This window comes from Pantoea sp. Cy-639 (assembly GCF_011752525.1).
In the GTDB taxonomy this organism is placed as follows: Bacteria; Pseudomonadota; Gammaproteobacteria; order Pseudomonadales; family Pseudomonadaceae; genus Aquipseudomonas.
On the sequence record NZ_VWXI01000016.1, the window covers coordinates 115,151 to 136,692 of the forward strand.

Consider the following 21,542-nt stretch of genomic DNA (forward strand, 5'->3'; position numbering starts at 1 on the left):
GCATGGAAGCACGCGTGACGCGTGCAGTGCCGGACATGGGGTGCCTTGGGCTGCAAGCAGCCGTGGCGATCCCGGACCTGGCACAAGAGGCTCCCGGGAAGTGAGAGCAATCTTGTTCCCTACGCAGGCGCTAACCTGATCAGGTTCAACGGGATCCGCACCTCTGCGATCTCAGCCTTTGCTTCAAGGCACCCCGACAAGAACATGCGCAGTCTAGACTGGACGGGTCGGCAAAGCCAAGCGGCGTGAATCCAGGCGTGACAAATGGCACAAGCGGCGGATTGTTGCCGGGGACGTGCGACACTACACTGGCCCATCGCTCGATACCCGACAGTACAGTAAATAAAATTTGATCAAGGATTGCCCTATGCTGCGCAAACTCTCACTGGCGATTGCCGTGTCTTGTGCGTCCAACGGAGTGGCGTGGGCGGTGGACACGCCCACGACGGTGAAAACCGACCTGGTCAGCGTCTACCAGGAAGCGGTCGACAACAACGCCGACCTGGCTGCCGCACGCGCCGACTACGGCGCCCGTCGCGAAGTGGTGCCCCAGGCCCGCGCCGGCCTGTTGCCGAACCTGTCGGCCGGTGCCGAAATGATGAACACCCGCACCAAGTTCGACGAACCCTCCGCCACCTCCAGCCGCAGCGGCAATTCCTGGAGCGCCACCCTGGCCCAGCCGATCTTCCGCGCCGACCGCTGGTTCCAGTTGCAGGCAGCCGAAGCGGTCAACGAGCAGGCTGCGCTGGAGCTGTCGGCCACCGAGCAGAACCTGATCCTGCAGACCGCCGAGAACTACTTCGCCGTGTTGCGCGCCCAGGACAACCTGGCCTCCACCAAAGCCGAGGAGGCGGCGTTCAAGCGCCAGCTGGACCAGTCGAACGAACGCTTCGATGTCGGCCTCTCGGACAAGACCGACGTGCTGCAGTCCCAGGCCAGCTACGACACCGCACGCGCCAACCGGATCATCGCCGAGCGCCAGGTGCAGGATGCCTTCGAGGCCTTGATCACCCTGACCAACCGCCAGTACACCGCGATCCAGGGCGTGGTCCATACCCTGCCGGTCCAGGTACCGACGCCCAACGACGCCAAGGCCTGGGTCGAGACTGCCGGGCGGCAGAACCTCAACCTGCTGGCCACCAACCACGCCGTCGCCGCCGCCGAGGAGACCGTGCGCCAGCGCAAGGCCGGCCATGCCCCGACCCTCGATGCAGTGGCCAAGTACCAGAAGGGCGACAACGACAACCTGGGCTTCTCGAACTCGGCAGCGCTGCCGAACGTGCACTATGGCAACGACGTGGCGCAGACCAGTGTCGGCCTGCAACTGAACATCCCGATCTACAGCGGCGGGCTGACCAGTTCGCAGGTACGCGAAGCCTATTCGCGCCTGACCCAGAGCGAGCAGCAGCGCGAGAGCCTGCGCCGCCAGGTAGTGGAGAACACCCGCAACCTGCACCGCGCGGTGAACACCGATGTCGAGCAGGTACAGGCGCGCAAGCAGTCGATCATCTCCAACCAGAGCGCGCTGGAAGCCACCGAGATCGGCTACCAGGTCGGTACCCGCAACATCGTCGACGTGCTCGACGCCCAGCGCCAGCTCTACACCTCGGTGCGCGACTACAACAACAGCCGCTACGACTACATCCTCGACAACCTGCGCCTGAAGCAGGCGGCCGGCACCCTGAGCCCCCAGGACCTGCAGGACCTTGGCCGCTACCTGAAATCCGACTACAACCCGGACAAGGACTTCCTGCCACCTGACCTGGCGGCCGCGGCGGCAAAGAACTTCGAACGCCGGCCGTGAAGACGATGCACCACCTGTAGGAGCGGGCCCCGCGACAGGGCCCGATCAGGCAGTGATGCTGTCTGGTCGGACGCTATCGCGGGGCAAGCCCACTGCCACGAGCACCTGCAGGATCATCATCAGCCCAGAAATCGCCCCAACCCATCCAGCAAGCGCTGCAACGCCCCCTGGTTGGCCTGCATCACCGCCCTGCCCGCCTCGCCCATGCGCCGCGCATCCTGCGGCAGCTCGATCAGGCGCCGGACCGCGCCGGCCAGGCCCTCGGCATCGTCCACCTGCTGCAACGCCCCGGCCTCGCGCAACATCGCGCTGATCTCGAGGAAGTTGAACACATGCGGCCCCATGATCACCGGCAGCGCCAGCGCCGCGGGCTCCAGCGGGTTATGCCCGCCGGTGGGCAGCAGGCTGCCACCGACGAAGGCGATGTCGGCCAGGGCATACAGGAACAGCAATTCACCCATGGTGTCACCCAGCAACACCTGGGTTGCAGCCTCGACCGCGGTACCGCCAGAACGACGAACCGTGGCGAACTGCTCGGCGCACAACCCGTACACGGCATTGAACCGCTCGGGGTGGCGCGGTACCAGGATCAACAGCGCATCGCTGTGCACCTTGAGCAGCTCGCGATGCGCCGCGAGGATCAGCGCGTCCTCGCCTTCATGGGTACTGGCCGCGATCCAGAGCGGCCGCTGCACGGCGTTCCACTGCTCGCGCAGGGCCCGGGCACGGGGCAGCAACTGGTCGTCGATCTTCAGGTCGAACTTGATCGAACCGGTCACCTGCACGCACCCAGGGCGCGCGCCAAGGTCGCGAAAACGCTGGCCCTCGGTTTCGGTCTGCACGGCGATCAGGCTCATCTCGGCCAGCATCGGCCGAGTCAGCCCGGCAAACCGTGCGTAGCCACGCGCCGAGCGCGCGGACAACCGCGCATTGGCCAGTGCCACCGGGATGCCGCGCTTGGCGCACTGGTGGATATGGTTGGGCCACAACTCGGTTTCCATGATGATGCCCAACTGCGGCCGCACATGGTCGAGGAAGCGCCCTGCCGCCCACGGCAGGTCATAGGGCAGGTAGCAGTGCTGCACCCGCGGCTCGTCGCCGAACATCGCGCGGATACGTTCCGAGCCGGTCGGGGTCATGCAGGTGAGCGTGATCGGCAAGTCTGGATACTGCTTGAGCAAGGCCCGCACCATCGGCGCGGCAGCAATGCTTTCACCCACCGACACCGCGTGCACCCAGATACCGCCCTGGCGCATCGGCGGCAACCCGCAGGCGAAGCGCTCGGCGATGCGCTGGCGATAGGCCGGCGCCTTGCGCCCACGCAGGAACAGGCGTAGCGCGACCAGCGGCAGGCCCAGGTGAAACAACAGGGTATAGAGAGTTCTGTTCATGGCGGCGGAGTTTACTAGGAAGCGGCGCAAAAGGCCTGCGCCGGGTCAGCCTTCAACCGATCGCCCGCAGGTGCACGGCGAAACGTTCGGCCAGCCACTGCGCGGCCGGCCCCAGTGGCGCATCGCGCCGCCAGGCCAGCTCCGCGACCAACGCAGGCGGGCGCCATTCGCTGTCGAGCTCGACCATCTGCGCCTGATAGGTCGGGTACTGCACCACGTGCCGAGGCAGCCAGGCCCAGCCCAGCCCCCGCATCAGCAGTTCGGCCATGGCGTAGAAGCTGTCGGCGCGCCAGACTTGCGGACTGATCGCCTCGCCTCCTGGATAACCGCTCTGCTGCGGGGTGATCAGCAACTGGCGGTGGCGTGCCAGTTGCTGGCGGCTGACCTTGGCCAGACGCGCCAGCGGGTGGTCGATGGCGCACACGGTGACCATCTCGACACTGCCCAGGGCGCGCCGCTCGAGCGAAGCGGGAATGCTCTCGTGATGAAAGAACAGACCCAGGTCGGCGCGCCGCTCCAGCAGTTTGCGCGCCACGTCGCCCTGGGCACCGCTGGCCAGTTGCACTTCGAGGTAGGGATAGCGCGCGGCCAGTTCGTCGAGGCTGTCGATCACCGGCTGGTAAGGCATGGCCTCGTCCTGGGCCACTCGCAGCAACGGCTCCTGTCCGCGCATCAGGGCGAGCGCGCGACCGTCCAGGCGCTCGCACTGGCGCAACAGTTCGCGGGCATCCTCCAGCAGCGTGGCGCCACTCTCGGTCAGACGCGGCTGGCGGCCGCTGCTACGCTCGAACAGGGTCACGCCCAGGTCCGTCTCGAGCAGCGCGATGGCGTTGCTCACTGCCGACTGCGCCTTGCGCTGCTCGCGGGCCACGGCCGAGAACGAACGCAGCTCGGCGGTGCGTACGAATAGACGAAGCTGCTCCAGATTCCACTGCTCGGGCATGACAACCTATCTCCAATACAGATAGGAAATGACTTTACCGCATCCAGGGATCCCCTAGAATGCCCGACCAGCAACGGAGAACCCGCCCCATGAACGCCTATACCTATCTCGCCATAGCCATTTGCGCCGAAGTCATCGCCACCGCCTCGATGAAAGCGGTCAAGGGCCTGAGCACACCGCTGCCGTTGCTGCTGATGGTGTGCGGCTATGGCGTCGCGTTCTGGATGCTGACCCTGGTGGTGCGCAGCATCCCGGTGGGCATCGCCTATGCCATCTGGTCGGGGCTGGGTATCGTGCTGATCAGCGTCGCGGCACTGGTGATCTACGGGCAGAAGCTGGATGTGCCGGCCATGCTGGGCATGGCCATGATCGTCGGCGGCGTGGTGGTGATCCAGGTGTTCTCCAATACCGCCGGGCATTGATCCCTTGCCGGGGCCGGCCTGGGCGCGCCTGCTTCGCCAGCAAAGCGGGTTCCTGAGGTAGGCAGGTAGTGCGCAAGCCCGGTTGCAGCCACAGCCTGTATACTGCGCACCTGTCCCAGTTTTCGAGGTGCCCGCATGCCATCCGCCATTTCCACCGACGTGCTGATCGTCGGCGCCGGGGTCGCAGGCCTCTGGCTCAACGCCCGCCTGCGTCGCATGGGTTATTCGACAGTGCTGGTGGAGCGTGCAGGCCTCGGTGGCGAGCAGACCATCAAGTCCCAGGGCATCATCCACGGTGGCACCAAGTACGCACTGCACGGCACCCTGACCGGCGCCTCCGAGGCCATTGCCGACATGCCGCGCCGCTGGCGCGAAGCACTGGCCGGCAGTGGTGAACTGGACCTGGGCGACACCCGCCTGCTGTCCGACGCCCACTACCTCTGGTCCCCCGGCACCCTGGCCGGCAACCTCACCAGCTTCTTCGCCAGCAAGGCCGTGCGCGGTCGGGTCGACCAGGTCAAGGGCGAACAGCTACCGCCCGCCCTGCAGGACCGCGCGTTCAAGGGCAAGGTCTATCGCCTCGCCGAACTGGTCATCGACGTTCCCAGCCTGCTGGCCAACCTTGCACGCCTTGCCGGCGACAGCCTGCTGGCCGGCGCGCGCATCGAGCCGCTGCGTGAGGGTGAAGCCCTGGTCGGACTGATCGTCGATGGCCGCGAGATCCGCGCGCAACGCATCGTCCTCAGCGCCGGCGGTGGCACCGAGGAACTGCTGCGCGCCCTTGGCCTCAGCCAACCGGCCATGCAGCGCCGCCCGCTGCACATGGTCCTGGCCAAAGGGCCGAACCTGAAGCCGCTGTATGCCCACTGCCTGGGCGGCGGCCCCAAGCCGCGCATCACCGTGACCACCCACCCGGCCGCCGACGGCCAGTGGGTCTGGTACCTCGGCGGCGACCTGGCCGAAGCCGACGGCGTGGCCCGCGAACCGGCCGAGCAGATCGCCGCGGCCCAGAAGGAAGTCGCCAGCCTGATGCCCTGGGTCGATCAGCGCCAGATTCGCTGGGCGACCTTGCGTATCGACCGCGCAGAACCCGCGCAATCGGGCCTGGTGCGTCCGGACAACGCCTTCCTTGCCGAGCAGCAGCGCCTGCTGGTGGGCTGGCCGACCAAGCTGGCCCTGGCGCCGGACTTCAGCGACCGTGTACTGGCCAGCCTGGAGCGCGACGGCATTCGCCCGAGCGAGCAGCCCGTGCTGGCCGACCTGCCCCGCCCTCCGCTGGGCGTGCCGGCCTGGGAGCAACTGCTGCCATGAGCCTGCCGACCCTGCACGATCATCATCGCCCGCTGGGCAGTACCGGCCTGCGGGTCTCGCCCCTGGGGCTGGGCACGGTCAAGCTTGGCCGCGACCAGGGGGTGAAATACCCCAACGGCTTCACCATTCCGGACGACGACACCGCCCGTCTGCTCCTCGCCCAGGCACGTGAGCTGGGCATCAACCTGCTCGATACCGCCCCGGCCTACGGGCGTAGCGAGGAGCGCCTGGGCCCGCTGTTGCGCGACCAGCGCGATGAGTGGGTGATCGTCAGCAAGGTCGGCGAAGAGTTCGACAACGGCCAGTCGCACTTCGACTTCAGCGCCGCCCATACCCGCCGCTCGGTCGAACGCAGCCTGCAGCGCCTGGAAACCGACCGTATCGAGCTGGTGCTGGTGCACTCCGACGGCAACGACCTGGCGATCCTCGAGCAGGAAGACGTGTATGAGACCCTCGCCGCGCTCAAGCAGGAAGGCAAGATTCTCGGCTATGGTTTCTCCGGCAAGACCGTCGCAGGCGGCCTGAAGGCCCTGGAGCAGGGCGACTGCGCCATGGTCACCTACAACCTCAACGAGCAAGCGGAACGTCCGGTGCTGGACTACGCTGCCGAGCACGGCAAGGCCATCCTGGTGAAGAAGGCACTGGCCAGCGGCCATATCTGCCTGGCACCAGGCGTCGACCCGGTGCAGGCCAGTTTCGAGATGCTGTTTGCCCATCCGGGCGTGAACAGTGCCATCGTCGGGACCATCAACCCGGTACACCTGGCCCATAACGTGGCCACTGTCGCCCGCATCCTGGGCCGGCCCTGAGCCACCCGGGCGGCAGCCACTGCAAGGAGGAGCCTCGTGCCACGCACGCTGATCCGCAAGAATCCGAGCAACTTCAAGACCCTGCCGCTGCACGTCGAGGCCACCGCCGAGGGCCTGACCTACCAGAGCATCGGTGTGCCGCTGAACTTCGCCCAGACCTTGCAGCGCCGCAAGGCCATCCAGCTGCCCGACGCCCAGCGTTTCGTGGCCGAACTGGCCAACCTGGGCGTGTCGGTGCGCCTGACCCTGCACTGGCAGGGGCGCGACTACTGGGTGCTGGTGCGCCAACGGCGCCAGGACCGCGGCGACGTGGTGCTCAAGCTGATCTCAGGCTACGTGCCGGCCCAGGAGCTGAACCTGCCGCTGCACACCGCCATCCAGGAGGTCGCCGAGGAGTGCCTGCTGGAAACCCCCGAGGGCTGGCTCGGCGGACGCTTCAACGACACCTGGCTACCGGCCCCCTATGCCGCCGCCCTGCACTACCGCGAGACCCTGCCCTTCGTGCTCACGCCACAGTCCGGCGCCGCGCGGCCAGTGCACTGCGGCAACCTGATGCTGCTGGAGCGGCCACGTGCCTATGTGCACCTGCCCACCGCGTCGCTGCAACTGATCTACGACCTGCGCCTGCAGGTACCCCGGGAAGCCAAGTCGCTGAGCCTGTTCCACGTTGACGAACGCCTCGAAGGCGAGCAACTGGTCGCGCGCCTGAACCGCAAGCGCCCAGACCTGTACCTGATGCCGTTGAAGGATGGCCAGCCGCTGGCCGAGCTGTACACCCTGAAGAAGGACCAGTTGCTGCCGGCGAGCACGCGCGGGCTATGGCTGGCCGAGAGTTTTGCCCAGCAGGAAGGCTGGGTGGTGCGCGATGAGCGGGTGCGCTGGAGGGACTGGCTGAAGCAGCAGGGACTGGTCGAGCGCAAGCGTGAGCCGGCGTCGCATCTGGAACGCTTCAGCGCCAAGGCGAAAAAACTGCTCGCCCGCGTCCTGTAGGAGCCAGCCTTGCCGGCGACCGGTGCCGTGCACGCGGCGCTTGCGCGCCGCAAGCCCGGCACCTACGAGGCGATGAGCCGGCTCAGTGCTTGCGGATCTTCTCGACGATCGCCGTGGTCGAGCTGTTCTCCACCAGACCCAGCACCTTCACCGTACCGCCGTAGGCCTTGACGATATCGGCGCCGACCACCTGGTCGATGCCATAGTCGCCGCCCTTGACCAGCACGTCCGGCTTGACCTGGCGCAACAGGTTCTCCGGGGTACCCTCGGGGAAGCTGATGACCCAGTCCACCGCACCGAGGCCGGCCAGCACGGCCATGCGCCGGTCGACGCTGTTGATCGGCCGGCCCGGCCCCTTCAGGCGGCTTACCGAGGCATCATCGTTGATCGCCACGATCAGGCGGTCGCCCTGGGCACGCGCCTGCTCCAGGTAAGTCACATGGCCGGCGTGAAGGATGTCGAAGCAACCGTTGGTGAAGACGATCTTCTCGTTGTGCGCACGGGCATCGTCGATCGCCAGCAGCAACTGCTCCAGCCCCAGGACACCGCGCTCGGAGCCTTCCTCGCGCTGGATCGCCCGACGCAGTTCCGGCGCACTGATGGCCGCAGTACCCAGCTTGCCGACCACGATACCGGCGGCCAGGTTGGCCAGGGCCACGGCGTGCGGCAGGTCCTCGCCGGCGGCGATGGCCGCGGCCAGGGTGGAAATCACGGTGTCGCCGGCACCGGTCACATCGAACACTTCGCGTGCGCGGGCTGGCAGGTGCAGGGCCGGGTGACCGGTGCGCAGCAGGGTCATGCCGTGCTCGCCACGCGTCACCAGCAGCGCGCCGAGGTCGAGCTCCTCGAGCAGCTTCAGGCCCTTGGCGACCAGTTCGGCCTCGTCGGCGCAACGGCCAACGATGGTTTCGAACTCGCTCAGGTTGGGGGTGATCAGGCTGGCGCCGCGGTAGATCGAGAAGTCCTTGCCCTTGGGATCGGCCAGCACAGGGATCCCTTTGGCACGCGCCGCCTCGATCAGCAACTGATGATTCTTCAGCGCGCCCTTGCCGTAGTCGGACAGCACCAGCACCTTGACGCCGTCGAGCAAGGTGTCGACCTCCGCGCCCAGCGACAGTGGATCGGTGGCGAAAGGTTCCTCGAAATCGATACGCAGCAGTTGCTGGTGACGACTCATGACCCGCAGCTTGACGATGGTCGGCTGGTGCGCGATGCGCTGGAAGATCGAGCGCACGCCCGCCGCTTGCAGGCTGTTGGCAAGGCTGTCGGCCGCCTCGTCCTGGCCGGTGACACCGACCAGGGCAGCCGGCGCGCCGAGGGCGGCGATGTTGAGGGCAACGTTGGCCGCGCCACCCGGGCGATCCTCGATCTGGTCGACCTTGACCACCGGCACTGGCGCCTCGGGCGAAATACGCGAAGTACCGCCATGCCAGTAGCGGTCGAGCATGACATCGCCGACCACCAATACCGGGGCTTGATCGAAACGCGGCATGGACAACTTCATGGGCAACCCATATTGGAAAAATGAACAGGGGCAGGATATTAGCACAGGGTCGAGAATGGCTTTACGGCCAGCTTCGCTGTGCAGAAAACTGCGGTGACGATCGGGGCTTGGTCCGCCCCGATCTCGGTGGGCTCAGGTGATGTCGGCGTTTTCCGGCGCATCCAGGCCCATGGCATGCAGGCGGGCGTAATAGCCATTGGCCTCGAGCAGTTCGGCGTGGGTGCCCCGCTCCACCAGGCGACCCTGGTCCATCACCAGGATCATGTCGGCCTTCTCGATGGTCGACAGGCGGTGCGCGATCACCAGCGTCGTGCGCCCCTTCATGACATGGTCCAGGGCTGCCTGGATATGCCGCTCGGACTCGGTATCGAGGGCCGAGGTGGCCTCGTCGAGGATCAGCAACGGCGCGTTCTTCAACAGCGCCCGGGCAATCGCCAGGCGCTGGCGCTGGCCTCCGGAGAGCAGGACGCCGTTCTCGCCGACCTCGGTGTCGAAGCCTTTGGGCAACTGGTCGACGAATTCCTTGGCATAGGCATCGGCGGCCGCGGCCTCGATGTCGGCGCGCGGCGCACCGGCCAGGTCGCCGTAGGCGATATTGTTGGCCACGGTGTCGTTGAACAGGGTGACGTGCTGGGTGACCTGGGCAACATGGCGGCGCAGGTTGCGCAGTCGGTAATCCTCGATCTCGACGCCATCGAGCAGGATCTGCCCTTCGCTGTGGTGATAGAAGCGCGGGAGCAAGGCGGCGAGGGTCGACTTGCCGCTGCCGGAACGGCCAACCAACGCAATCATCTGGCCCGGCTCGGCGGTGAAGCTGATGTCACTGAGCACCTGGCGCTCGGTGCCCGGGTAGGTGAAGCTGAGGTTACGCACCTCCAGGCGACCCTGGACACGCTCTTTCTCGATGGTGCCGGTGTCCACTTCAGGGGCTTCGTCCAACTGCTCGAAGATGCTCTCGGCGCCGGCCAGGCCCTTCTGGATGGTCGAGCTGACCTCCGAAAGCTGGCGGATCGGCTTGGGCAGCAAGCCTGCGGCAGTGATATAGGCGACCAGGTCGCCCGCCGAGGCATCGCCACGCAGGAACAGCACCAGGAACATCAGCGCGGCCATGGCGGTGTAGATCACCAGTTGCAGCAGCGGCGTGTACAGCGCGCCGGTCTTGGTCATGCGCAGCTGTTTGTCGGTGTTGCTCTGGCTGGCGTGCTTGAAACGCTGCTCCTCGTAGCGCTCACCGCCGAAGCTGCGTACCACCCGGTAACCCTGGATGGTCTCGGAAGCCACGTGGGTCACATCGCCCATGGCCACCTGGATCTTCTTGCTCTGCTTGCGGAACTTCTTGCTGGCAGTGCTCACCATCACGGCGATGACCGGCAGGATGGCCAGCATCACCAGGGTCAGTTTCCAGTTCATCCACAGCAGGTAGATGAAGAGGAACACCACGGTCAGCCCCTCGCGGATCACTACCTTGATCGCATCGGTGGCGGCACCGGTGACCATGGTCACGTTGAAGGTGATCCGCGAGATCAGGTGGCCGGAGTTGTGGTTGTCGAAATAACGGTTGGGCAGCACCAGCAGCTTGTTGAACAGCTCCACGCGCAGGTCGTGCACCAGGCATAGCGAGACCTTGGCCAGGAAGTAGTTGCCCAGGAACGATCCCAGCCCTTGCCAGGCGGCGATCAGGATGATCAGCAGCGGCACCGCCTGCAGCAATTGCAGGTCCTGCAGGTAGGGAACGTCGGGGAAGAGCACGGCCTGGGGATTGCTCAGGCCGTCGACGAAGTACTTGAGGATCCCGGCCAGCATCGGCTGGGTGGAGGCGAAGATCACGAACCCGACGATGCTCAGCAGGAAGATGCCGATGTAGGGTTTCACGTAGCTCAGCAGCCTGAAGTAGATCTTCAGGCTGGAGGTGTTCTCCGCCGGGAGCGGTGTTTCGGCCATCATCGAGCTCGCTGTTCAGATTGAACCGGCGATTTTACCACAGCGTCGATTCTGGTCATCTGCCCAGGGCAACAACATCGCCAGGCCCACCGGCAGCCAGCTGATGAACCACTCGGCCCGTGGGGTCGCCGTCAGGCTGGCGGCATCGAACTGCATGGCCAGGGTGGAGAATACCCAGAGGCCAAGCAGGACCTTGCCGAATGCGCTATGCCGGGCCCGGACGATCTCCCCCAAGGCGAACAGCCACACCGCCAGCCAGAGCAGCATGCCGGGCAGGCCCAGCTCGACGGCGACATGGGTGAACATGTTGTGGGTGTGGTCGAAGACATGGCCAAGCGCTTCCACCCGGTAGTAGGAGCCCAGGCCCAGGCCCGTAAGCGGGCGCTGGCTGATCATGTGTTCGGCCGCGGCGAAGATCTCCGGTCGATAGGACGACCCGCGCAGCATGATCAGGTCGTACATCTGGTAGAACGCAAGGCCCGTACCCAGGGCCGCGAGCAGGGCGAACAGGCAACTGTTGCGATCGCGATGCCAGAGCACGCCGAGGATGACGGTCACCACCAACGCCAGTCCCGCGCCACGGCTCTGGCTCAGGACCACGAAGGCCCCCAGGCACGCCAGCGCGACCGCCCAGGCCAGTTGCAGGCCGCGCTGGCGTGGACAGGCGTAGAGCAGCCACAGCACCGCAGCGGCCACGACATAGGCACCGAGGATCGGATGGGAGATCTCGCCGATCCCGCTCAGGCGCTCCGTCAGCGGGTAGCCCACCATGACGTAGAAATGCACGATCGATATCAACGCGGCCAGCGCAAGCAGTGCGCCGCCCAGTTGCAGCAGGCGCTGGATCCAGCCGATTCCCAACTGCGCCAGCAACGGAAAGCCCATCAGGAACACCAGGATGTACAGCAACCGCTTGGCCTCGCGCGGGCCGTCCTCGGCGTTCGACCACAGCAAGGTCACGGTCCCCCAGGCCAGCAGCGCAAGAATGCCGAGCCACAGCGCGGGCTGGCGTCGCCAGGCCTGCGCGTACACCCGCCTGGCGGACCACGCCAGACCCAGTGTCGGCAGCCAGAAGAACACCACCATACCTTGCTGGTACAACTTGTTGGTTGGCGCCAGAGCTATCGCCGCCAGGAACCATACCAGGCCGAACCCGAGCCAGGCCTTGGCCCAGCGATTCTCGTACAACATCCCTTCTCCCGATGAAACACGCACACCATCATGGTGCTCACAGATAAATTTCGGCATTATTGCCGGTCATTTTGCCTGCCCAGAGAACAAGGCTCGAACACATGCAATGCTCCCGGCTCCCCCAAGTCGAATTCGACCAGATGACACTCGGTGCCAAGGTACTGGAGGCGGATAGCCATGGGGCTAAAGTCTACCTGCTCGAGGATGGAAATATCCTCAAGGTTTTTCGTCGCAAGCGATGGTTTTCATCTGCGCTGCTGCGACCGTACTCCCAGCGCTTCGTCGACAACGCCGTGCGCCTGGCACAACTGGGCTTCCCCACCCTCGAGGTGATCAGCCACCACAGGCTTCAACTGCCGGGGCGCACGGCTGTGCTGTACCGCCCCCTGCCAGGCGAAACCCTGCTGCAACTGTCGCGCCGCCCGGACTTCGACTGGACGCAGCAACTGCCGCGTCTCGTCGAACTGATCCAGCGACTGCACCAGGCGGGCATCTACTTCCGCTCGCTGCACCTGGGCAACGTGGTGGAAACGCCCGAAGGCCTGCTCGGGTTGATCGACGTGGCCGACATGCGCTTTCTGCGCGCGCCACTATCGCCACGGATGGTGCAGCGCAACGTGCAGCACATGGTCCGCTACATCGAGCGCGAGAAGCTGGCCTGTGCGTTTCCCCTGGAACAGTTCCAGGCTGCGCTGGCGGTACGCTGAGGCCTAGCCGCCGAGCAGCTTCAGCGAACCGGCGGCGAAGGCCCCCCAGGCCTCGACCGGCGCCAGTGCCCGCCACTGCGTCGCCGCCTGCGACCCTGGTTCTACTGCGGCGCAGCGAGCAATGGCCTGGGCCCAGGCTGCCCGGTCGCCGACCGGCAGGTAGCAGCCGGCCTGCGCCAACTGCTCGCGGAACACCGGCAGGTCGCTACAGATGACCGGCACCTTCGCCAGCACGGCCTCCTGCAGCACCAATCCCAGCCCTTCGGCGCGGGAAGGCACCAGCAACCAGTCGAAGGCCGGGTACAGGCTCGCCAGGTCTTCACGATGACCGCAAAAATGAACGCTGGCCTCGATCCCGAGCGCCTTGGCCCGGGCTTCGAGCCCCGCCCGCAATGGCCCATCGCCGAGCACGGCCAACTGCATGCCCGGGGCCTGCACGGCAGCCTGGGCAAAAGCCTCCAGCAGCATCTCGAACCCTTTGCTCTCGACCAGCCGCCCCACCGCCCCGAACACCGGCCCTTGGGCCTGCGACGGCAAGGCCAGGGCCTGGCGCGCCTGCTGCGCGGACAGCAATTGCTGAGCGTAGGCGAAGGGGTCGAGGGCGACCCGCAGTGTCGCCACCGGGCGGCCGAGGTCCTCGGCGAGTGAGCGTGCCAGGGTCGCGGACACCGCCGCGACGCTCAGGCGCTCAGGGGAAAAGCGACCGAACAGCTTCACGTCGCCAGGCGCAATGCGGGTCGAGCCATGAAACAGCACCGCGGCACGCACCCCAGGCAGGCGCCGCAGCACCGGCAGCAACAGCCGCGCCACCCCCAGCCCGTCCATCAGTACCAGCTCGGGCGCCGCGTCTTGCAGCGCCCTGTACAGCCGTCGCCGCACCCAGAGTCGCAGCAGCGCGGAAAACCTGCGGCCCTTGAGCACCCGCGCCGACAGCTGCCAGGTACGCGGCTGCCCGGCACCAGCGCACAGCTCGCCGTCGAGTAGCAACCAGTTGTCGACCTGGGTACCGACTGGCGCATGGGCCAGCACATCCCGATGGACCTTGTGGATGGACATGAACGGCGAACCGCCGGACCACATCACGTTGACGATTTTCAGCGACATGGCGCCCCTTCGATGATTGGACCGGCAGTCAGCGCTGCCGGCTCGACGCCTCAGCAGCCCAGGCGCAACCGCAGGCGCTGCCAGAAGGTCAGCGGCGGGTGCGCCCGCAGCGCCGGCTGCATGTGCTCGACGATGCTGCGCCCGACCTGGGCGAAACTGAACCCCGAGGTCGCCAGCTCGCGTCCGCTGGCAGCGATCCGCGCGGCCAGCTCCGGGTCCTCGCGCAGCTGCCGCAGCTTGACCTGCAGGGCCGGGATGCTGTCATAGAGCACCACGTTGCGCATGTCTTCCAGGCCCAGGGCCCGGTTTTCCGCCTCGCCCTGGTCGTAGGCCAGCAGCACACAGCCGCAGGCCATCGCCTCGAAGTTCTTGATCATGTACTCGCCCATGCCGACATCGGCACTGACGAAGAAGCGTATGCGGTTGAGGGTGTTGCAGTAGTCCTCGCCCGACTTGGTGCGCGTCACCACCAGGTTCTCCACCTGGCCCAGCTCGTCCAGCAGTGCCTTGCGGCCACTGTAGGCGACGCTCTTGGTGCTACCGACGAAGGCCAGCTCGATATCGCGCTCACGCCCCTGGTCGGTGAGCAACTGCTCGTCGTAGCCCTTGGGCACGAACACCGCGTCGAAACCTTCCTGGCGCAGGCGCTCGCTGACCATGTAGCCGGAGCTGATGACCCGTGCCCATGGCAGCTTGCGGTAATGCTCGCTGAACTTGCCGGTGTACTTGCAGGGAATGTAGTTCTGGTAGGCGTCGTGCTCGAGAATCACCAGGTTGGGCACGCTGCGGATGAACGCGACCTGGCGGATCTCCTGCTTGAAGCGCAGGAAGAAGACGATGCGGTCATAGCGACTGACATCGACTTCCCGCTGGAAGTACCGGCGCAGGTTGCGTTGATCCTGGTCGCTCAGCCAACGCAGGTCGCAGTCGCAGTGAGCCGCAACACCGTCATACAGGCGGTCGAGGATCGCCCGCTGTTCCTTCTGCACCAGAAATAGGACTTTCATTGCTTTCCTCGGGCGCTCGGCGCTGCCGTGGTCATCAAGGGGAATCAGGCTCACAGGTCGCGACGCCAGAACAGTTCATGCCGGCGCACCGCCTTGCGAAAGAATTCGTTCTCGCCATAGGGTGACGGACGCCGACCCGCCAGCCAACGCTGCAACACGCGGCGCAGGCGGCGCTTGAGCGGTGCCCGTGGCTGCAGGTCGTGCATCATGCCCAGGGCCATGGCCTTGTCGCGCTGGACCTGCAGATCCAGCGTCAGGCTCAGGGGCGTCCATGCGCCACTGGCCTCCAGATGCGGTGGCAAAGCCACGCCATCACCGCTGTCGCCCATCGGCCAGCGGTCGTTGTCATGCAGATGATTGGCGTAGCACAGCAGGGTTTGCGGCTGCCACGACAGCCCTTTCAGGGCCTCGAGCACCGCCGCCTGGGCACAGACGTGGTCCGGGTGCGGATCAAGCGTCGGGTGCGGCATCACCAGCACCTGCGGCCGGGCCAGCTCCAGCATGGCGCGCAGGTCGGCCAGCAGGTTGCTCCAGGTCGGCGCGCCATCCGCATCGGCAGGCAACGGCAACGGGTTGAAGCGACGGAACGGGCGGATATCGGCCATGTCGGCCTCGCGGGAAGCTTGCGCCTGGTCGGGCGCAGCCTGCATGGCGGACAACTGCAGGCAGAAATACCCCAGTTGCACGCAGCGTGACTCCGGCACACCGGCCCAGCGCGGCACGGCGATACTGTCCCAGGCGCGCAGGCGGCCCTTCAGGCGAGCGGCTTCGGCCTTGCCCAGGCCCATGTGCTGGTAATGCTCGGCCTCGATTTCACCTGCGGTCAGGGTGACCACCCAGGCTTCGTCCGCCTGGCTGTACAGGCCATAGGCCGCCAGCTCGGCGTCGTCGGCATGCGGCGCGATGACCATCACCCGGCGATGGCGCAGCTCGATGCCCGGAGTTATCCACAGGCGAGGCGCCCCCAGCAGGCGACAACGCCGCCCCTGAAGGCGCAACGTGCCCGCCTGCAACGGCTCAGCCAGGCCGCTCAGGTTCAGATAGCGTACGCCACGGGCGCCGCGCTCGAACGTCTGGACATCGCTGGCAGCGCCCGCGAGCAGCTTGATCTGCGGATCGAGAAACCGCCCCAGCCAACCGCTCCTGATGTCCACTTCGAGGATCAGCGTCTCATCGCCTTGCAACGTGGCGTCGACCTGAAGCCGCCCACCTTGCAACGTGGCCTTCGCCTCGCGGGTCGGTTCAGCGAAGTCATAGGCGTAGTCCTGCCCGGGCGAGTAGAACAGGTGATCGGCGAACCAGGCCTCGTGCGCCACCCAGAGCAGTGGCAGCAGCAGCAACGGCAGCCACCAGCAGACGAACACGCCCGCAAGCACCAGGACGAACAGCGCCGCCAGCAGCCCGATGCGCTTGTTGCGCCGATGGCGCTTGAGCAACTGCTGCTTGCGGCTCACGACTGGAACACCGGCACAGGGTTGCACCAACGGTCCTTGTATTCGCGATCGGCGCGGCCGAAGGAGAAGCGCAGTGGCTTGCCCAGCGCATTGGCGTCTTCCCAGGCAGCCTGGGTATTGAGGAAGCTGAGCACGCTGCCGGGGCTGAACGCCCTGGTCTCAGGGTCGACACCGCCATTGACATACTCGACGCTGATCCACTGCGGCGCTTCGACCCGGTACACCAGCTGGATCGCGATGGGCTTGTCGTCGAGCAACAGCAGCGAACCGATCAGCAGCGGGCGCAGGCGTTCGACCACTTCCGCCATGCGCGCCGCGCCAGTGGCAGGGAAGCCCCAGCGGCGCTGGAACAGGTCGCAGTAGATGGCTGCGACCTCGGCCGCGCTGAAGTCAGCGATCGGGCGCACCTGACCGCCCGCCTCTTCCAACAGGCGCAATTCGCGGCGCTGGTTGTAGCGGAACTTCTTCGACAGGTCCTCGTGGGGACGCGCCATGGCCAGCTGTTCGGGCTGGGCCTTGAGGCCGCTGAAGCGCCCCTCGTTCAGCGCCGACAGGTAGCGCGCGCCATGACGCAAGGGGGCCGCAGCGTCGGCGGCGGCCGGCAGGATGATCTCGGCGTTGCCGAGGTCGAACAGCCCCTTCTTGCCTTGACGCTTGAGCACGTCCTTGGACAGCGCCAGGTGGCGTCCCCAGGTCGGCAGCGCGGCCTTGAGCTCGCCCGCCTGCAGCCAACCCAGGTAACGCACGGGGATCTGTGCCAGCTCGGCCAGTTGGGCGACCACCAGCGGATGGGTGGCGACACTGCCCCCGAAGCGCTGCCAGGCCTCGGCATAAGCCGTGGCGTCGATCTCCTGCCAGCCGCGTTCGCGCCAGGCCCGGATTGCATTGAGCATCAAGAAGCGTCTCCCACCAGCGCGCGGACCTGCGGCAACTGCCAGAAGGCGTCGCGCACGGCCTGGTCGCTGAAACGCTCGCGCAGGCGTTGCAGCATGTGCTGCGCGCAGGCCGACCGCTGCGACTCGTCCAGCCCGGCCATATGCTTCATGGCCTGGCCCAGTTGCGCAGCGTCGCCTAGCGGGAATAACACGCCAACACCCTCGACCACCTCGCGGGCACCGCCGCACGCGGTGGCCAGTACCGGCACGCCGGCGACCATGGCCTCGAGCAGGACCATGCCGAAGGGCTCGTGGTCCGAGCTCAGGGCGAACACATCGAATGCCTGGAAGTAGCGTCGCGCGTCCGGCACCTGTCCGAGGAAGTCGACCTGAGCGGCGATCCCCAGCTCGGCAGCCAGGGCCTTGAGGCTGGCCTCCAGGCGCCCTTTGCCGAGAATCGCCAGACGCGCGCCGGCAGGCAGGCCCGGCAGGGCCTCGGCGAAGCCGCGCAGCAGGGTGGCCTGATCCTTGTCCGGATGCAGGCGGCCGACATTGCCGACGATCCACGCCTGCGCATCCAGGCCCAGGGCCTGGCGCGCCTCGGCACGGGGCACCAGGCTGGCCTGCAGCGCCTCGATGTCGATGCGGTTGTACAGGGTCTGGATACGTGCGTGCGGCCATTGCGCCAGGCAGCGGCGCATGTCGTCGCGCACCGCGTCCGACACACCCAGCAGGCTCAGGCGCTTGCGGAACAGGTTGGCGAACAGCCGTCGCCCTTTGCGCTGGTAGTCGCCGAAGGCATGGTGCACGCCGATCACCGGCAGGCCGGTGCCCAGCAGCGCAACATAGATCGGCTTGAAACGGTGCGCGATGCAGAAGCTGAAATCGCGCTGCGCGGCAATCTTGCGCAGTGCGGCGATGGCACCCAGCTTCAGGCCGCGCACGGCCTTGGAACTGAACTCCAGGAACAGGACCTCGTCCGAGGCGCAACCGGCCGCGACTTGCGCGTCGGCTGCCCCGGTGAGGAACACGGTGGTGACCTTGTAGCCGCTGCCCTGGAACAGGCTGGCGTACTGACGGGCGCAATCGAGGAACGGCCCGTCGTAGCCATGGCAGAACTGCAGGATCCGCGGTTCAGAGCGGCTGGTCATAAAGCGCCGCGCCGTCCTTGACCACCAGGATGTCTTCCATGATCAGGTACTGCAGGTCCGAGCCGAAGAACATGTTCAGGGCATCGGTCGGCGAGCAGATCATGGGTTCGCCACGGCGGTTGAGCGAGGTATTCAGCGACACGCCGTTGCCGGTCAGGTCCTCGAGCGCCTTCATCATGTCGTAGTAGCGCGGGTTGTACTCGCGCTTGAGCACCTGGGCACGGGAAGTGCCGTCCTCGTGGACCACCTCCGGCACACGGGTCTTCCACTCTTCAGCCACTTCGAAGGTGAAGGTCATGAACGGCGCCGGGTGATCGACCTTGATCATCTGCGGGGCGACGGTGTCGAGCATCGACGGGCAGAAAGGCCTCCAGCGCTCGCGGAACTTGATCTGCTCGTTGATCCGATCAGCCACGCCCGGCACGCTCGGGCAGCCGATGATCGAGCGACCACCCAGGGCACGCGGGCCGAACTCCATGCGCCCCTGGAACCAGGCCACCGGGTTGCCGTCGACCATGATCTTGGCGATACGCTGCGGCATGTCGTCGAGCTTGCGCCATTTCGGTGCATCCGGGTGACGGGCACAGGCGGCGATCACGTCCTCGTTGGAGTACGACGGGCCGAGGTAGACGTGCTCCATCTTCTCGACCGGCACGCCACGGGCGTGGGACACATAGGCCGCAGCACCGACCGCGGTGCCGGCGTCGCCGGAGGCCGGCTGGACGAACAGCTCCTTGACGTCGTCGCGGGCGATGATCTTCTGGTTCAGCTTGACGTTCAGCGCGCAGCCGCCGGCGAAGGCCAGCTTGCCGGTCTCTTTCAGCGTGTCGCCCAGGTAGTGGTCGATCATCTGCAGGGCCAGCTTCTCGAACAGCGCCTGCATGCTGGCTGCATAGTGGATGTACGGCTCGTCGGCGATGTCGCCTTCGCGCTTGGGACCCAGCCACTCGATCAGTTTCGGCGAGAAGTAGAAGCCCTTGCCCTTCTCCTTGTAGCGACGCAGGCCGATGACGTTGGCGTAATCGGTGTTGATCACCAGCTCGCCGTTCTCGAAGCTGGCCAGGCGCGAGAAGTCATATTTGCTGGCGTCGCCGTACGGCGCCATGCCCATGACCTTGAACTCGCCGTCGAGCATCTCGAAGCCGAGGAACTCGGTGATCGCGCCATACAGGCCGCCCAGCGAGTCCGGATCGTAGAACTCCTTGAGCTTGTGGATCTTGCCGTTTTCGCCATAGCCGAAGAAGGTGGTGGCGTACTCGCCCTTGCCGTCGATGCCGAGGATCGCGGTCTTTTCCTTGAAGCCCGAGCAGTGGTAGGCACTGGACGCGTGGGCCAGGTGGTGCTCGACCGGCTCGATCTTGATCTTCTTCGGGTCGAAGCCCAGCTGCTCCAGGCACCAGACGATCTTCTTGCGGTAGCGCTTGTAGCGACGATTGCCCATCAGCAGCGCATCGAGGGCGCGGTCCGGGGCGTACCAGTAGCGCTTGGCGTAGTGCCAACGAGCCTTGCCGAACAGGCTGATCGGGGCGAACGGGATGGCGACCACGTCGACGTCGGACGGCTTGATGCCGGCCTGCTCCAGGCAGAACTTCGCCGACTCGTAGGGCATGCGGTTCTTCGCATGCTTGTCACGCACGAAGCGCTCTTCTTCGGCGGCGGCAATCAGCTTGCCGTCGATGTACAGGGCCGCGGAAGGGTCATGGCTAAGGGCGCCGGACAGGCCAAGAATCGTCAGTGCCAAGGGTCTAGCCTCTCAAATCGGTATGAAGTGCGCCACCGGCCTGCTAGGCGGATGGCGGCTAAAGGGCGGGATTATAACGCAAACATCACGGACACACCGCCCTCTTGTAGGAGCGGCCTTGTGTCGCGAAAGGGGCCCGCAGCGGCCCCAGACTTCATATGCGCCGCTGAAATGGCCGGGGCTGCTGCGCAACCCTTGCGCGACACAAGGCCGCTCCCGCAGAGGGGGACTACTCGGCGATCAGCCAGTCCATGCGGAAGCTGCCGGCTGTCTGCGCCAGCTCCTTGGCCAGCCATGGCAGCAATGCCTTGAGCTCGTCCTCCAGGCCCCATGGCGGGTTGGCGATGGCCAGGCCCGAGCCGTTCAGGCCCTGGGGGCTGTCCTGATGGTGCACGTACAGCTCGACCCGCAGCAGCTTCGGCGCGCCGGTGCTGGTCAGGTCCTGGTAGAAACGAGTCAGCGAGCGCTGGTCCTTGATCGGGTACCAGATGGCCGCGACGGTCTGGCGCATGCGCCCGATCGCCTCTTTCATCGCCACGGTGCATCGCTTGAGCTCGTCGGCCTGCTCGAACGGCGGGTCGATCAGCATGATCGCGCGCTTTTCCTGCACAGGCAGCAACGCCCGCGGGATGTGCCAGCCTTCGCCAAGATGCACGGTGACCCGCGGGTCCTTCTTCATGTTTTCCTTGAGCAGCGCCCCGTCCTCAGGGTGCTTTTCATTGAGCAAGGCACGATCCTGCTGACGCATCAGGCGACGGGCCAGTTCGGGGGAGCCCGGGTAGTAGCGCAGCTCGCCGTCCTGGTTCAGGCGCTTGATGATGCGCAGGTAATCGGCGGTCGCCTCAGGCAGGTCGTCGCGATTCCACAGCCGGGCGACGCCGTCGAGGTATTCCCCGGTACGGGTCGCCTGGTCGCCCTGCAGGTCGTACAGGCCGAGACCGGCGTGGGTGTCGATATAGGCAAACGGCTGCTCCTTGCGCGACATCAGGGCGATGAGGCGAGTGAGCACGATGTGCTTGAGGACGTCGGCGTGGTTGCCGGCGTGGAAGGCGTGACGATAGTTCATGGTGACTCCTGCAGGGTCGCCAAGTTTACCTTGCCTTGCCGCCGGCACAAAGCATCGCGGGCGATGCGCCGGCCCGACAAGCCCACCTCCACGCGCCCCGATAGAGACAACATGGGAGCGGGCTTGCCAGA

18 protein-coding genes and 1 riboswitch are annotated in these 21,542 nt (G+C 66.1%); of the genes, 6 read left to right on the top strand and 12 right to left on the bottom strand.

All coding sequences use genetic code 11. From position 1 onward, the window contains the following. Nucleotides 1-99 precede the first annotated feature (99 nt). Nucleotides 100-206, bottom strand: a riboswitch (TPP riboswitch). 161 nt (nt 207-367) lie between these two features. Then, on the top strand, nt 368-1,804 hold the full coding sequence (locus F3J43_RS18990) for a TolC family outer membrane protein (RefSeq protein WP_166890224.1): 1,437 nt from the start codon (nt 368-370) through the stop codon (nt 1,802-1,804). Nucleotides 1,805-1,923: 119 nt separating this feature from the next. On the opposite strand, the gene waaA is transcribed toward F3J43_RS18990, so the two are convergent. Both waaA and F3J43_RS19000 read right to left on the bottom strand, forming a co-directional pair. After that, nucleotides 1,924-3,195: a lipid IV(A) 3-deoxy-D-manno-octulosonic acid transferase gene (gene waaA / locus F3J43_RS18995; protein WP_166890227.1), complete on the bottom strand. Its 1,272-nt coding sequence runs from the start codon at nt 3,193-3,195 to the stop codon at nt 1,924-1,926. A gap of 52 nt (nt 3,196-3,247) precedes the next feature. Then, nucleotides 3,248-4,138 carry a LysR family transcriptional regulator gene (locus F3J43_RS19000; RefSeq protein WP_166890230.1) on the bottom strand — a complete coding sequence of 297 codons (891 nt, stop codon included), beginning with the start codon at nt 4,136-4,138 and terminating at the stop codon, nt 3,248-3,250. Nucleotides 4,139-4,227: 89 nt separating this feature from the next. Between F3J43_RS19000 and F3J43_RS19005 the strand changes: the two genes are divergently transcribed. The 4 genes from F3J43_RS19005 to F3J43_RS19020 all read left to right on the top strand — a co-directional run bounded on the left by F3J43_RS19005 (nt 4,228) and on the right by F3J43_RS19020 (nt 7,670). Then, nucleotides 4,228-4,560, top strand: a complete 333-nt coding sequence (locus F3J43_RS19005) for a DMT family transporter (protein WP_023632892.1) — start codon at nt 4,228-4,230, stop codon at nt 4,558-4,560. Between the two features lie 135 nt (nt 4,561-4,695). Then, complete coding sequence (locus tag F3J43_RS19010; RefSeq protein ID WP_166890233.1) at nt 4,696-5,871, top strand: NAD(P)/FAD-dependent oxidoreductase; 1,176 nt, start codon at nt 4,696-4,698, stop codon at nt 5,869-5,871. Further along, nucleotides 5,868-6,680, top strand: a complete 813-nt coding sequence (locus F3J43_RS19015; RefSeq protein WP_166890238.1) for an aldo/keto reductase — start codon at nt 5,868-5,870, stop codon at nt 6,678-6,680. The genes F3J43_RS19010 and F3J43_RS19015 overlap by 4 nt, the downstream gene beginning before the upstream one ends. 36 nt (nt 6,681-6,716) lie before the next feature. After that, nucleotides 6,717-7,670: a metal ABC transporter ATPase gene (locus F3J43_RS19020; RefSeq protein ID WP_166890241.1), complete on the top strand. Its 954-nt coding sequence runs from the start codon at nt 6,717-6,719 to the stop codon at nt 7,668-7,670. Nucleotides 7,671-7,752: 82 nt separating this feature from the next. On the opposite strand, the gene hldE is transcribed toward F3J43_RS19020, so the two are convergent. From hldE to F3J43_RS19035, 3 genes are all read right to left on the bottom strand, one after another. Beyond that, nucleotides 7,753-9,174 (bottom strand): bifunctional D-glycero-beta-D-manno-heptose-7-phosphate kinase/D-glycero-beta-D-manno-heptose 1-phosphate adenylyltransferase HldE, encoded by a 1,422-nt coding sequence (gene hldE / locus F3J43_RS19025; RefSeq protein WP_166890245.1) that lies wholly within the window; start codon nt 9,172-9,174, stop codon nt 7,753-7,755. Between the two features lie 132 nt (nt 9,175-9,306). After that, entirely contained in the window at nt 9,307-11,115 is a 1,809-nt protein-coding gene (msbA, locus tag F3J43_RS19030; protein ID WP_166890249.1) for a lipid A export permease/ATP-binding protein MsbA, read from the bottom strand. A gap of 15 nt (nt 11,116-11,130) precedes the next feature. Continuing rightward, complete coding sequence (locus tag F3J43_RS19035; RefSeq protein ID WP_166890252.1) at nt 11,131-12,306, bottom strand: O-antigen ligase family protein; 1,176 nt, start codon at nt 12,304-12,306, stop codon at nt 11,131-11,133. A 140-nt stretch (nt 12,307-12,446) separates the two neighbouring features. Between F3J43_RS19035 and F3J43_RS19040 the strand changes: the two genes are divergently transcribed. Next, a complete protein-coding gene (locus F3J43_RS19040) occupies nt 12,447-13,013 on the top strand; it encodes a BUD32 family EKC/KEOPS complex subunit (RefSeq protein ID WP_205297974.1) in 567 nt (188 codons plus the stop codon). A gap of 3 nt (nt 13,014-13,016) precedes the next feature. Here F3J43_RS19040 and F3J43_RS19045 read toward each other — a convergent pair whose 3' ends face one another. The 7 genes from F3J43_RS19045 to F3J43_RS19075 form a co-directional block, all read right to left on the bottom strand. Next, the gene (locus tag F3J43_RS19045; RefSeq protein WP_205297975.1) at nt 13,017-14,117 is read right to left on the bottom strand and encodes a glycosyltransferase; all 1,101 of its coding nucleotides are present in this window, start codon (nt 14,115-14,117) and stop codon (nt 13,017-13,019) included. Nucleotides 14,118-14,167: 50 nt separating this feature from the next. Continuing rightward, the gene (locus F3J43_RS19050; protein WP_166890258.1) at nt 14,168-15,124 is read right to left on the bottom strand and encodes a glycosyltransferase family protein; all 957 of its coding nucleotides are present in this window, start codon (nt 15,122-15,124) and stop codon (nt 14,168-14,170) included. A gap of 50 nt (nt 15,125-15,174) precedes the next feature. Continuing rightward, nucleotides 15,175-16,578, bottom strand: coding sequence for a PIG-L deacetylase family protein (locus F3J43_RS24355; protein ID WP_166890260.1), 1,404 nt, complete (start codon nt 16,576-16,578; stop codon nt 15,175-15,177). Further along, on the bottom strand, nt 16,575-17,471 hold the full coding sequence (locus F3J43_RS19060) for a GNAT family N-acetyltransferase (RefSeq protein WP_166890262.1): 897 nt from the start codon (nt 17,469-17,471) through the stop codon (nt 16,575-16,577). Before F3J43_RS19060 ends, F3J43_RS24355 begins: the two co-directional genes overlap by 4 nt. After that, a complete protein-coding gene (locus F3J43_RS19065; RefSeq protein WP_166890264.1) occupies nt 17,471-18,604 on the bottom strand; it encodes a glycosyltransferase in 1,134 nt (377 codons plus the stop codon). The genes F3J43_RS19060 and F3J43_RS19065 overlap by 1 nt, the downstream gene beginning before the upstream one ends. Further along, complete coding sequence (locus tag F3J43_RS19070; RefSeq protein WP_166890266.1) at nt 18,588-20,345, bottom strand: carbamoyltransferase family protein; 1,758 nt, start codon at nt 20,343-20,345, stop codon at nt 18,588-18,590. The genes F3J43_RS19065 and F3J43_RS19070 overlap by 17 nt, the downstream gene beginning before the upstream one ends. 229 nt (nt 20,346-20,574) lie before the next feature. After that, the gene (locus tag F3J43_RS19075) at nt 20,575-21,411 is read right to left on the bottom strand and encodes a 23S rRNA (adenine(2030)-N(6))-methyltransferase RlmJ (protein ID WP_166890268.1); all 837 of its coding nucleotides are present in this window, start codon (nt 21,409-21,411) and stop codon (nt 20,575-20,577) included. Between the last annotated feature and the right edge of the window lie 131 nt (nt 21,412-21,542).